Genomic DNA, 13,070 nt, shown 5'->3' with positions numbered 1-13,070 from the left:
GAAAGCGGCCCGTCGCTTCCCGATAAGGGAAGTGGCGGGCCGTTTCGCGTACGTGGAAGTGAAAGGGTCTCAGTGGCCTTGAGGGGGCCGCGAGTGGCTTGCGGCGCAAGGCGGATCAGTTAGGGGCCGGTCGGGATCCGGCGGCAGGAGGCGATCTGGCCCAGTTCCGAGTGCTTGAGGGATTCGATGACGACCTTGCCGTAGACCGGGGAGGAGAAGATGACCTCGGGCAGATCGGTCTGGCCGCGCTCGGCCACGATAGCCGGCATCTTCTTGTCGCCGCCGTGTTCGAGGAAGATCAGGTCGCCGGGGTGCAGCTCGTCGAAGTCGACCGACTCGCCCGTCTCCATCAGGGCATCGTTGAAGCGGGGAACGTCGATGCCCAACTGGCGGTAGACGATCCACACCAGACCGGGGGCGTCGATGCCGTAGGCGCTCACGCCGCCGTGGAGGTAGGGGATCTCCAGCAGCTGCTGCGCGAGCTTCACCGCGTCCAGTCCGGCGGCGATCATCGCCGTGGCCGGGTTGGGGCGCTTGACCTCGTCGATCGGTTCGGCGCCGAGGTCGCGCTGCGGCACCCAGCCGGGCTGCCTCGGCCCGGGCAGGGCCACGGGCAGCCAGCCGCGGTAGCCGGGTCCGACCACTCGCAACCGGGTCCCAAGCGTCACACCGGGAATGGCGACGTCGCCGCCCGGTTCGTCGCGGATGGCCGTGGCGGTGGCGCTCACCAGGTGCACCTTCCCGGCCGAGTCGTCCTCGGCGGGGTAGACGAGCTGGTCGATCGGAACCCACCCGGCGGTCTGCTGCGCGGTGCAGCTGACGTAGGCCCATTGGTCTTCGATCGTTTCAACTTCCACCCTGGTGCCGAGCAGGCACTGGCTGCGCACCCGGCCCTTGAGCCCGTGCGCGCGAATCTCGTTGGTGAGCCGGGCGACCCACTCGCGAATGGCGGAGGGGACGCCCAAGGCGAGGCGGTCTTCGGGTCCGGGGGCCGATGGTTCGGCCCAGAGGGTGGCGACTGCCACGGCGATCAACGCCGGCTGTCCTGGTGCGATCGGCACGGTTGGCTCTCCGAATGGTTCGGGCGGATTGGTATTCGAGACGCGGGCAGGCGGGGACCTCCACCGGCCCGCCGCGTTCTTCGCAGCACCGAGTATCCAATTTAGCAAGTGCACCGAGAGTCCGACGGTGAGGGCTGAGGGTGACCTAAACGGCATTTCCGCCTGACGAACACTCAAATATGCGAAAGGTCGGCGGGCGCTCGGGTGTGGCAAGATCTTGCCATGCCAGCTCTGAATGACGTCCTGAATCGCCTGTCCGACGCTGCCGACGCAGGTGAGACCCCGTCCGCCGCGGATCTCGAAGCGGTCCTGGCCAGCTCCGACGCGGAGCTCATGGACGTGGTCGCGGCCGCGGCGCGGTTGCGGTTCCGTCACTTCGGGAACAAGGTCAAGCTCAACTACCTGGTGAATCTGAAGAGCGGTCTGTGCCCTGAAGACTGCAATTACTGTTCGCAGCGGCTGGGCTCGAAGGCGGATGTGCTCAAGTACACGTGGCTGACGCCTGAGGCGGCCGCCGAGCAGGCGGCCGCGGGGGTGTCGGGCGGGGCCAGCCGGGTGTGCCTGGTGGCCAGCGGGCGCGGTCCGACCGATATGGACGTCGAGCGGGTCGGCAAGACGATTGCGGCGGTGAAGAACGCGGCTCCGGGTGTGGAGGTGTGCGCGTGCCTGGGACTGCTCAAGGACGGGCAGGCCGACCGGCTGGCCGATCTGGGGGCCGACGCGTACAACCACAACCTGAACACCTCCGAGGACCAGTACGCGGAGATCTGCTCGACGCACACGTTCGCGGACCGGGTGGACACCGTGAACTCGGCGCGGGCGGCAGGGTTGTCGCCGTGCTCGGGGCTGATCGCAGGGATGGGCGAGAGCCACGCGGACCTGGTGGCGGTCGCGTTGGGGCTGCGCGAGATCGGGTCGGACTCGATCCCGGTGAACTTCCTGCTGTCCTTCGACGGCACGCCGCTGGAGGGCAAGTGGGAGCTGGACCCGCGCCAGTGCCTCCGGATCCTGGCGATGGTGCGGCTGGCGAACCCGGCGGCCGAGGTGCGCTTGGCGGCCGGGCGCGAGGTTCACTTGCGGCACATGCAGGGCGTGGCGTTGCAGATCGTGAACTCGATCTTCCTGGGCGACTACCTGACGAGCGAGGGCCAGGCGGCCAAGGACGACCTCGAACTCATCGCCGATGCCGGATTGGTCCCGCTGGGACTGGAAGAGGCCCCGGAGGCCGTGCGCGAACAGGTGAAGGTCCGCCGCCGTGGCGCCGGCACCGAGGTCGCCCCGAACGCCTAACCCGAGCAGGTCGACCACGTTCTTATGCGGCGCTGCGAACGAGGGCCGGGGTAGTCGCCGTTTTCAGCGCCGGGCGCGTTCAGGAGCCATTGAAGCAGCTCTTCTCGCAGCTCGGGCTCGGTGAGGCCGCTGCGTGCGCGCTTGAGTTTCTGTATGTACATGCGGCGGCCGACCTCGTGCATTTCGAATGCCATCCGAAGCCGGTCGGCGGGCGACAGCGAGCCCATATCCCCAGTCTATCTGGCCGATTGAGTGAAAAGGATGCCTGAATTCCGCTATGGGAGGGTTATTGCGGCGGTCGACTCCCTGACGACCATTGCCGTCGCCAGTTCGAGCCTCGGCGATTCCACCTCGTTGCCCGCCGCCATGTCGAGCACGGTCTTGGCCGCCAGGGCTCCCATTTCGGACAGTGGTTGGCGGACGGTCGTCAGTGGAGGCGAGGTCCAACGCGACTCGGGCAGGTCATCGAAGCCGACAACGCTCACCTGCTCGGGGATGCGCAGGCCGCGCCGGCGGATCGCCTCGTAGGCGCCGAAGGCCATCTGGTCCGAGGAGGCGAAGATCGCCGTGGGCGGGTCGGCGACGTCCAGCATCTCGGTCGCGGCGTCGAAGCCGGACTGGTGGTAGAAGTCGCCGTGGTAGATCAGCGACGTGTCGATCGGAATGCCGGCGCCCTCCAGGGCCGCGCGATAGCCGTCGAAGCGGGCTCGCGAGCACAACACCTGCTTGGGGCCGTGGATGAAGCCGATCCGGCGGTGCCCCAGCGAAATGAGGTGCTCGGTGGCGGCGAGGCCGCCGGCCCAGTTCGTCGCGCCGATGGTGGGGGAGTCCATGGTGGGCCCTCCTGCCGGATCGAGCACGACCATCGGGACCCGCAGATGCCGCAGTTGTTCCAGGATCGGGGAGGCCAGCTGGGAGACGACCAGGATGACCCCGTCCGAGGCGCGGGTGCGCAGGTTGTCGAGCCACTGCTCGGTTGAGGCGCGGCGGCGATGGACGGCCGAGACCACGGTCCCGACCCCGGCCGAGTGGGCCGCGTCCTCCACGCCGCGGATGATCTCCACGGCCCAGGGGCTGTCCAGCTCGTTGAAGACCAGGTCGACCAGGCGGGCCCGACTGGGAACCCGGGTGGAGCGACGGGGTTGGTAGCCGCGCTCGGACAGCAGGTTCTCGACGCGCTTGCGAGTTTCGGGCGCGACGTCGGAGCGGCCGTTGATGACGCGGGAGACGGTGGGGACGCTGACGCCGGCCTCGTCGGCGATGGCGCGGATGGTGACGCGCCCGTGTGCGGCTTCAGTCAAGGGTCCTCCAGCTAGTCGGTGCTCTCCACGGTAATCGCAACATCCTATAGCGGGGGCCGCACCCTCTCGGAGTGTGGCCGAAACTTTCGGATAGTTTGCCGGTTCATGGAGGTTGACCAATGGGATTTAGGCGCTCAACTGGTGCTAGAAGTACCGCGTAATCAATGTTATGGTGTGCAAACCTGTATCGAAATCGATCAAAAAATTTTCAGAAACTATCGGCCGGGGCCCACCCCTCTGGAGAGGGCCCCGGGCCGTTGAGCGGAGTGGCATGGACACCGACACCCCCTCTGGCGCCGCCGAGCGCGCCGCCGGGCTGGTCAAGCGGATGACCCTCGAAGAGAAATGCGCACAACTGGCGAGCCTGTGGCGCGGCGTCGACTCCGACGCGGGCGACATGGCACCGCATCAGAGCGAGCAGAGCATCGGACACTCCGAAGACGAGGTCATCGCCAACGGACTGGGGCAGCTGACCCGGCCGTTCGGATCGGCCCCCGTCGACCCGGAGGCCGGAGCGGCCAGATTGGCCGCCCTCCAGGAGAAGATCAAGGCCAACAGCCGTTTCGGCATCGCCGCACTGGTCCACGAGGAGTGCCTGGCCGGCTTCATGGCCCACGGCGCCACCATCTTCCCCACGCCCCTGGCCTGGGGCGCGACCTTCGACCCCGAATTGATCGGCGCCGTCGCCCGGCAGATCGGCGCCACCATGCGGCAGGTCGGCGTCCACCAGGGGCTCGCTCCCGTGCTCGACGTCGTCGCCGACTCCCGTTGGGGCCGAACCGAGGAGACCATGGGTGAGGACCCGTACCTGATCGGGACCATCGGCAGCGCCTACGTCACCGGACTCCAGGAATCCGGCATTATCGCCACCCTCAAGCACTTCGCCGGCTACTCGGCCTCCCACGCCGCCCGCAACTTCGGGCCGGTCTACCTCGGTGAGCGCCAACTCGCCGAGACCTACCTGACGCCCTTCGAAATGGCCGTCCGCATCGGCCGCGCCGGCTCCGTCATGGCCTCCTACGCCGCCAACGACGGCATCCCCTCCCACGCCAACCAGCGCCTGCTCACCGGCATCCTGCGCGACGAATGGGGATTCGAGGGCACGGTCGTCGCCGACTACTTCGGCGTCAACTTCCTCGACTCGCTCCACCACATCGCCGAACGTCGTGGCGACGCCGCCGCGCTGGCCCTGACCGCCGGCGTCGACGTCGAGCTGCCCAACGTGGACTGCTACGGCGACCCGCTCATCGACGCCGTGGGCACCGGCCGCCTCGAAGTCGACGTCATCGACCGGGCCGCCGAGCGGGTGCTGACCCAGAAGATCGAACTGGGGCTTATGGACGAGCTGCCCGAGGCGCCCACCGAGGTCGACTTCGACCCGCCCGGTGCCCGCGCGCTTGCCGCCGAGGCCGCCCGCCGCTCGATCGTGCTGCTGGCCAATGACGGCATCCTGCCGCTGGCCGCACCAGCACGCATCGCCCTCGTCGGCCCGGTCGCCGCCGACAAGGCCGTCATGCTCGGCTGCTACGCCTTCCCCAATCACCACGGCCGCAACGACGCCGACGACCTCGACCCCGACGACCCCTATCCGCACGTGGACATGGGCGTCGAGATCGCCACCCTCGCCGGCGCTTTGGCCGCCGACCTGCCGGAAGCGGTCATCGAGCACGTCGCGGCCGGGACCGTGCTGGAGACGACCGACGCCGACATCGCCGCTGCGGTGCGCGCCGCCGCTGCCGCCGAACTGGCGATCGTCGCGGTCGGGGACCGCTCGGGCCTGTTCGGTCGCGGCACCTCCGGCGAGGGCTGCGACGCGGCCAGCCACGCGCTGCCGGGACAGCAGGGCGAGCTGCTGGACGCGGTGCTCGCGACCGGCACGCCCACCGTCGTCGTCGTGATCTCCGGTCGCCCCTATGCGCTCGGCGCGGCCGCCGACAGCGGCGCGGAGCACCCGGCCGCCGCGATCGTCCAGGCCTTCCTGCCCGGCCAGGAGGGAGCGGGCGCGATCAGTGCCGTGCTCACCGGGTCCGCCGAGCCCGAGGGCCGCCTGCCCGTGGGCGTCCCGGCCCGGCCGGACTCGCCCCCGGCCACCTACCTGGGACCGGAACTGGCCCGCCGCAGCAACGTATCCACGGTGGACCCGACACCGCTGTTCGCCTTCGGCCACGGCCTGTCGTACACCGAGTTCGAATGGGACGCACCGAGGCTGCTGTCCGGCACCGAGGTCGCGCCCGACGGGACCGTGGAGGTCGCGGTGCGGGTGCGCAATGCGGGCGGCCGGTCCGGTGCGGAGGTGGTGCAGTTGTACCTGCACGATCCGGTGTCCACCATGGTCCGGCCCGTGCAGCGATTGGTCGGCTTCGCGAAGCTTCGCCTGGGGCCCGGCGAGGCCGCCGAGACGCGTTTTGCCATGCCCGTCGACCAGGCCGCGCTCATCGGTGCCGACGGCGAGTGGACCGTCGAGGCCGGGGAATTGGAACTGCGCCTGGCTCGGTCGGCCTCGGATGTGGCCGGCACCGTGACGGTTTCCGTCACGGAATCGCGGCACCTGGACCCGGGAACCCGAAGATTGGAGACTGTTACAGAAGTCGGATAGTATTCTCTCGTCGCAAAGAAAACGCTTACCTCTCTCGCAGTACCGAATTTCAAGGAGACAATCGTGTCCTCCCCTTACCGCCTCGCCATCGTCGGCACCGGCGGCATCGCAGGCGCCCACGCCGACAGCGTGCGGAGCCATCTGGACGGCCGCATCGAAATGACCGCCGCCGTCGACCCCGACACCGCCCGACTCGAGGCCTTCCAGGAACGCTTCGGCGTGGAGAAGGGCTATGCCTCGCTCAAAGAGCTCCTCGACTCCGAGGAACTCGACCTGATCGACCTGTGCACCCCGCCCGGGTTGCACGCCGAGGGCGCGATCGCCGGCCTGGAGGCCGGCGTGGGCGTCATCTGTGAGAAGCCCCCGGCCCTGAGTCTGGCCGAGTTCGATCGGATCGCCGCCGCTGCCGCCGCATCCGAGGCCGATTTCGCCGTGATCTCCCAGCACCGCTTCGGATCCGCCGCCCAGCGGGTGCGGAACATGCTGGCCTCCGGGGTCCTCGGTTGCCTCGCCGTCGCCAAGTGCGACACCCTCTGGTTCCGGCCCGAGGAGTACTTCGCCGTCGACTGGCGCGGCCGCTGGGAATCCGAGGGCGGCGGCCCCACGATGGGCCACGGCATCCACCAGATCGACACGCTGCTGTCGATCGTCGGCCCCTGGTCGGAGGTCGTCGCCACGGCGCACCGCCACCGCCGCGCCACCAATACCGAGGACGTCTCGCATGCGATCGTCACCCTCGCCAACGGCGCCAGCGTCGCGATCACCAACTCGCTGCTGAGCCCCAGGGAGACCTCGCAGATCCGCCTCGACTTCGACACCGCCACCGTCGAACTCGAGCACCTCTACGGCTACGGCGACGACAACTGGTCGGTCACCCCGATCCCCGCCGCCACCGAGGAGGTCATGCAGGCCTGGGGCGGCGAGCCCCGCGACATCGGCTCGGGCCACGCCGCCCAGTTCACGGCCGTCGCCGACGCGCTCGACGGCAAGTCCGCCCCACCGGTCACCGTCTCCGACGCCCGCTCCACGCTCGAACTGATCACGGCGATCTACGCCTCGGCCTTCTCGGGCAAGGCGGTCCGGGCCGGCGAGATCGACCCGACCTCCACGTACTACCAGCGCATGGACGGACCGGGCGCCCCCTGGCCCGACCGCAAGTGACGACCCCGCAAGCCGACAGCACAGCAACCTAGCCGACCGGAGTGAACACCGATGACGCTGCAACTCACTGACACCGACGAGCGCTCGCTCTCGATTACCAAGGGCGACAACGAGCTGCTCCGCTACGTCTACCGGCCCGACAACGACCAGTTCGAGTCCCCGCGCCCCTATTTCGAGCCCCTGCGCGACCTCGCCGGTCACCAGGTGAGCCTCTATCGCCCGCACGACCACGTGTGGCACAAGGGCATTGCGCTGTCGCTGCCCAACTGCGGCCCCGAGAACTTCTGGGGCGGGCGCACCTTCCGGCGCGACCAGGGCTACGTGGACGAGAAGAACGACGGCTCGATGGAGCACCGCGCCTTCACCGAGCTCAGCGCCGACGCGCAGGGCGTCCGCGTCGCCGAGGACCTCGAGTGGGTCACCGAGGACAAGCGCCACTTCTTCACCGAGAAGCGCGCCTTCGCCGTCACCGTCCTGGACGACGACTCGTGGTCGCTGTCGTTCTCGACCTCGTTCACCAATGACACCGACGAGGTCGTCGTCATGGGCAGCCCCACCACCGAGGGCCGCGAGAACGCCGGCTACGGCGGCTTCTTCTGGCGCGGCCCCCGCTCCTTCACCGAGGGGCGGGTCTACACCGCCGACGGCGAGGGCGGCGACGAGCTCATGGGCGTGCGCGGCGACTGGATGGCCTTCCGCGGCAAGCACGACTCGAATGATGCGGTCTCCACCCTGGTCTTCACCGACCACCCGGAGAACCCCGGCGCGCCGGTCAAGTGGTTCGTCCGAACGACCCCGTTCGCCGCGGTCTGCCCCGCCCCGTTCTTCGACACCGAACTGCCGATGCAGCCCGGCCAGACCGTGACGCTGCGTCACGCCGTCGCGGTCTGCAACGGCGACACCGGGATCGAGGGCGCCGGCAAGGCGGCCGCCGCCGCGGCCGCCGAACTCGGGAAGCTGGGGCGGGCATGAGCGGATTCCCCGGCGGCACCGCCGTCTCACTCGTCACGGTCTACGACTGGCCCACGCTCGACGGCCAGGCCGGCGGCTCTCCGCACCTGCACACCGCCTCCACCGAGGGTTACGTGGTCACGCACGGCACCGGCGCGGTCGAGACCCTCTCGGGCGACGGCTACCAGCGGCACGAGCTGAGCCATGGCACCGTCCTGTGGTTCACGCCCGGGACGGTCCACCGGCTCATCAACGGCTCGGGAGACCTCCAGGTCACCGTCGTCATGCAGAACGCCGGCATCCCCGAGGCCGGGGACGCCGTCTTCACCTTTCCCGAGGAGGTCATGGCCGACGCCGCCGCCTACGCGGCTGCCGCCACCGCGCCAGCGGCGCCCGACCTGAGCGACACCGATCGCGGCGCGGCCGCCCGGACCAGACGCGATCTCGCCGTCGAGGGCTACCTCGCGCTGCGGGCCCGCGTCGAGACCGAGGGCGCGGAAGCCATGCGGCCGTTTTGGGACCGCGCCGCGAACCTCGTCTCGGGCCGCGCCGGCGACTGGCGCAAGATCTGGGAGGCCGGGCCCAAGGCCCAGTCCGATACCACCGGCGAGCACCTCACCGCGCTCGCCGCGGCCGACGGCGCCCACCTGTGCGACTCCCACGTCGGCGGCGGCGGCGCCCCGGCGCGGAAGTGGGGCATGTGCGGCAGGCTCGAAACCTGGGACCTGCGTCCCTGACCACCGTACTTGTGGATGGGAACGGCGCGTCGTTCCCGTCCACGTGCGTGTAACGGACGTGTACTGGCGGTGCGAGGACGGCTAGGATGGCCGCGAAGCACCGAAGGAGCGCAGTTGGCGGACTACAACCCAGCCGAGACGGGCATCATGATCGATGCCGACACCACCGTGGACCGCGACGATGCCATCTGGATCGAATCGCGCGGCGACGGCTACGACGTCTGGGTCCACATCGCCCGCGTCGCCGACCACGTCCAGAACGGCGGCCGCGCCGACCGCGAAGCCGCAGAGCGCATCCACACCCAGTACCGCACCGACCACACCAAGCACATGCTGCCCAAGCCGATCGTCGAGGCCGCCTCGCTCGACCCCGACCGCGATAACGACACCTTCGTCGTCCACCTCGCGCTCGACGCCGGCGGGCAGGTCCTGGAGACCGAACTCGGGCACGGACGCCTCACCAAGTCCTGGGTCATGAGCCACGGCCAGGCCGCCACCGGGGCCGCCGACCCCGCTCACGAACTCCACGACACCCTCGCACTCGGCCTGCGTTTCGCCCAGACCATGCTCGCCGCGCGTCGCGCCACCGGAGCGCTCGCGTTCTACGACCTGCTCTCGGGCTTCGCCACCAACGAGGAGGGCCAGCTCGTCCGCCTCGCCACGGCCGAGCGCAACTCCGGCTACATCATCGTGCAGGAGTTCATGATCGCGGCGAACTCCCAGATCGCCTCCTGGGCGGTCGGCCGCGACCTGCCGATACTGTTCCGCAACCACCGCATGGCCGCCGTCGCCGGCGACCCCGCCGAACTGCGCCAAGAACTCGACGACGTCGCCGCCTCGGGCGATAGCGCCGCCTTCGAGATGCTGCGCGGCCGCGTCAAGATGGTCGCCCGCCCCGCCACCTACGGGCCCACCGTCCACGGCCACCACGGCCTCCAACTGCCCGTCTACACCCACGCCACCAGCCCCATCCGCCGCTACCCCGACCTCATCACGCAGCGGATCCTGCTGGCGGCCACCATGGGCAAGGACAGCCCGTACCCGCTCGACGAACTCACCGCCATCGCCGACGACGTCAACGAGAAGATCACCGCCGAACGCCAGGCCAAGTCCGAGTACTTCCGCGCCAAGGCCGAAGAGGCAACCGTGCAGCGCCTCGAAGCGAACGACTTCTCGCCGCTGAACGACCGCGACTTCGCGCGCGTCGTCCAATTCGCCATCGAACGCGGCGAGATCCCCGGCGGCCTCATCGCCGAGATCGAACGCCGCCTCGACACCGAGGTCCTGCAACTGCGCGAGTTCGCCTCCGTCTACTTCTACGGCATCGAACCGGCCTTCGACGACCTCCGCCGCCGCCTCAACCGCCACCTCGCGGCCGAACCGCAACTGGCCCACTCGCTGCTCAACACCTACCTCCAGGACCGGCTCGCCGGACCCGTCACCGTCGATGTCGACGTCGTGTGGGACGTCGAATCGGAACCGGACTACGCCGAACCGGTCTTCGGCGCCACCGTCGAAATCCGCTATGAAGGCCAGCGCCTGCGCTCGGCGAAGCGGCTGCAACGCAGCAAGAAGGACGCCCGCAACCAGGCCGCGCTGGCGCTCGTCTCCCACCTGGCCCACCTGCCGGACCTCTCCCGCGACGTCGAGGTCTCCCACCGGTCGCCCGAGGTGCGCAAGAGCCCGCTGGTCGATCCCGAGGTCAACCCGGTCGAGGCCGTGCAGATCTACGCGGCGCGGGGCGCCGTCAAGGGCCTCAAATGGACCTTCGAGTCCGAGGGGCCGTCACACGAACGGGTGTTCACCTGCCACGCCCTCGGAATTCTCGCCGAGAGCGGCGACGAGGTCGTCGCCGATGGAACCGGCCCCACCAAGCAGGCCTCCAAGACCGAAGCGGCCCTTGCTCTGCGCGTCCACATCGAGGTCGCGCTGCAGCTGGGGGAGGCCACCGCCCCGGCCGAGGGCCTCGAGATGAGCTAGAAATTGATTTTGCCGCTTAAGGCACAATGGGATCGTGCATATTCTCGACGACCTCACCTGGCGCGGCCTGCTCCAGGACTCGACCGACCCTGAAGCGCTGCGCGAGCACATCGACGCCGGGCAGGTGACCTTCTATATCGGTTTCGATCCGACGGCCGCGAGCCTGCATGTCGGCAACCTGATGCAAGTGGTCACCGCCCGCCGCCTCCAGCAGGCGGGGCTGCGCCCGATCGTGCTCGTCGGCGGAGCGACCGGCCAGATCGGCGACCCACGTGAATCCGGTGAGCGCACGCTGAATCCGCCGGAGGTCGTCGCGGGTTGGGTCGAGAAGATCCGCAGTCAGCTTGCGCCGTTCGTCACCTACGACGGAGAGAACGGCGCCATCCCGGTCAACAACCTCGACTGGACCAGCGAGATGGGCGTGGTGGAGTTCCTGCGCGATGTCGGTAAGCACTTCCCGGTCTCAAAGATGTTGGCTCGGGACATCGTCAAGAACCGCCTGGAAGCGGGCCTGTCATTCACGGAGTTCTCCTACCAGCTCCTCCAGGGCAACGACTTCTACGAGCTCAATCGTCGCCATGGTTGCACCCTCCAGTTCGGCGGCTCCGACCAGTGGGGAAATATCATCGCCGGGGTGGACTTCATCCGCCGCCGCGCCGCCAAGGGTGTCCACGCCTTCGTGACTCCGCTGGTGACCAAGGCCGACGGCACCAAGTTCGGAAAGTCCGAGGGCGGCGCGGTGTGGCTCGACCCCGAGTTGACCAGCCCGTACGCCTTCTACCAGTTCTGGTTCAACTCCGGCGACGCCGACGTGGTGCGCTACCTCAAGTACTTCTCGTTCAAGTCCCACGAGGAGATCGAGGAGCTTGAGCGGGCCACCGCCGAGAAGCCCGCCGCCCGACTGGCGCAGCGCGCGCTGGCGGAGGAGCTGACGACGCTGCTGCACGGCGCGGACGAGACCGCTCATGTCATCGCCGCCTCGCAGGCGCTGTTCGGGCGCGGCGAATTGGCCGAGCTGCCCGAGGCGACGCTGCGCGCGGCGCTGGTCGAGGCCGGCCTGGCCGAGGTCCACAAGCCCGGCGTCACCATCGCCGAGGTGATGAAGGAGGCAGGCGTGGTGTCCAGCCTGGGCGAGGCCCGTCGGGCGGCCAAGGAGGGGGGCGCGTACCTCAATAACGTGCGCGTCACTGACCCGAGCGCCGTTATCGACCCTTCTGACCTGCTTTACGGTCGGTACGCAGTGATCCGGCGCGGAAAGAAGACCGTCGCCGGAGCCGAGGTCATCGCCTGAGGCATACACTTGATTGGTTTTGTCGCGGTGACTAAAGGGGGAGGACGACGTGGCTGAGGATGGCCGTGCCCGCAAGGGCAATGATGACCGACGGGGCGACCGAGGCGGCTACGGCCGTCGTGAAGGCGGTTCTGACCGGGATCGCAGTGGCGGTCGCGGCGGAGAACGCCGGAACGACGACCGGAGTGGTCGATCGGAGCGCGGCGGTTACGGCCGTGACGATCGTCCTCGCCGCACTGAGAACCGTGACGACCGTGGCGGTCAGGGCGGTGACCGTGGTGGTTACCGCGGGAACCGCGATGACCGTGGTGGCCAGGGTGGATACCGCGGTGGGAACCGCGATGACCGTGGCGGTCAAGGCGGTTACCGGGGTGGGAACCGCGACGACCGGCCGCGTCGCGATGGCGACGACCGTCCCCGCCGTTTTAACGACGACCGAGGTGGCCAGGGCGGGTATCGCGGTGGGAACCGTGACGACCGAGGCGGTCAAGGTGGCGACCGTGGTGGTTACCGTGGCAATCGCGATGACCGTGGCGGCCAGGGCGGTGACCGTGGTGGATATCGCGGGAACCGTGACGACCAAGGAGGTCAGGGTGGTTACCGCGGCGGCAATCGCGATGACCGTGGTGGCCACGGCGGCTACCAAGGTGGCAACCGTGACGACCGTGGACCGCGTCAGTACGAGCGTCGTGATGGCGACGA

The 13,070-nt window shown here is 69.1% G+C and carries 10 protein-coding genes and 1 pseudogene; 8 read left to right on the top strand and 3 right to left on the bottom strand.

Annotated elements, in window-relative coordinates; genetic code table 11:
* Nucleotides 1-119: 119 nt before the first annotated feature.
* Nucleotides 120-1,061: a C40 family peptidase gene (locus FAB82_RS20615; RefSeq protein ID WP_168801698.1), complete on the bottom strand. Its 942-nt coding sequence runs from the start codon at nt 1,059-1,061 to the stop codon at nt 120-122.
* A gap of 222 nt (nt 1,062-1,283) precedes the next feature.
* Here FAB82_RS20615 and bioB point away from each other — a divergent pair, with 222 nt between their 5' ends.
* The gene (bioB, locus tag FAB82_RS20610) at nt 1,284-2,351 is read left to right on the top strand and encodes a biotin synthase BioB (RefSeq protein ID WP_136536442.1); all 1,068 of its coding nucleotides are present in this window, start codon (nt 1,284-1,286) and stop codon (nt 2,349-2,351) included.
* Here bioB and FAB82_RS20605 read toward each other — a convergent pair.
* Both FAB82_RS20605 and FAB82_RS20600 read right to left on the bottom strand, forming a co-directional pair.
* Nucleotides 2,348-2,578 carry a hypothetical protein gene (locus FAB82_RS20605; RefSeq protein WP_136536441.1) on the bottom strand — a complete coding sequence of 77 codons (231 nt, stop codon included), beginning with the start codon at nt 2,576-2,578 and terminating at the stop codon, nt 2,348-2,350. The two genes, bioB and FAB82_RS20605, sit on opposite strands and share 4 nt — an antisense overlap.
* Nucleotides 2,579-2,626: 48 nt before the next feature.
* Nucleotides 2,627-3,652 carry a LacI family DNA-binding transcriptional regulator gene (locus FAB82_RS20600; protein WP_136536440.1) on the bottom strand — a complete coding sequence of 342 codons (1,026 nt, stop codon included), beginning with the start codon at nt 3,650-3,652 and terminating at the stop codon, nt 2,627-2,629.
* Between the two features lie 271 nt (nt 3,653-3,923).
* On the opposite strand from FAB82_RS20600, the gene FAB82_RS20595 reads away from it, so the two are divergent.
* The 7 genes and pseudogenes from FAB82_RS20595 to FAB82_RS20565 all read left to right on the top strand — a co-directional run.
* The gene (locus FAB82_RS20595) at nt 3,924-6,248 is read left to right on the top strand and encodes a beta-glucosidase (protein ID WP_136536439.1); all 2,325 of its coding nucleotides are present in this window, start codon (nt 3,924-3,926) and stop codon (nt 6,246-6,248) included.
* A 63-nt stretch (nt 6,249-6,311) separates the two neighbouring features.
* A complete protein-coding gene (locus FAB82_RS20590) occupies nt 6,312-7,409 on the top strand; it encodes a Gfo/Idh/MocA family protein (protein WP_211116728.1) in 1,098 nt (365 codons plus the stop codon).
* A gap of 51 nt (nt 7,410-7,460) precedes the next feature.
* Nucleotides 7,461-8,381, top strand: a complete 921-nt coding sequence (locus FAB82_RS20585; RefSeq protein WP_136536437.1) for a DUF6807 domain-containing protein — start codon at nt 7,461-7,463, stop codon at nt 8,379-8,381.
* Nucleotides 8,378-9,097: a cupin domain-containing protein gene (locus FAB82_RS20580; RefSeq protein WP_136536436.1), complete on the top strand. Its 720-nt coding sequence runs from the start codon at nt 8,378-8,380 to the stop codon at nt 9,095-9,097. The genes FAB82_RS20585 and FAB82_RS20580 overlap by 4 nt, the downstream gene beginning before the upstream one ends.
* A gap of 114 nt (nt 9,098-9,211) precedes the next feature.
* The gene (locus tag FAB82_RS20575; protein WP_168801697.1) at nt 9,212-11,077 is read left to right on the top strand and encodes an RNB domain-containing ribonuclease; all 1,866 of its coding nucleotides are present in this window, start codon (nt 9,212-9,214) and stop codon (nt 11,075-11,077) included.
* Between the two features lie 34 nt (nt 11,078-11,111).
* On the top strand, nt 11,112-12,368 hold the full coding sequence (gene tyrS / locus FAB82_RS20570) for a tyrosine--tRNA ligase (protein WP_136536434.1): 1,257 nt from the start codon (nt 11,112-11,114) through the stop codon (nt 12,366-12,368).
* An 80-nt stretch (nt 12,369-12,448) separates the two neighbouring features.
* Nucleotides 12,449-13,070 (top strand): annotated as a pseudogene (locus FAB82_RS20565) (hypothetical protein); the annotation flags it as partial.

Origin of the sequence: Glycomyces buryatensis, assembly GCF_004912275.1 — a bacterium.
Lineage (GTDB): Bacteria > Actinomycetota > Actinomycetes > Mycobacteriales > Micromonosporaceae > Glycomyces > Glycomyces buryatensis.
Note: the sequence above shows the minus strand (reverse complement) of the source record. Positions and strands in the feature narration are given on the sequence as shown.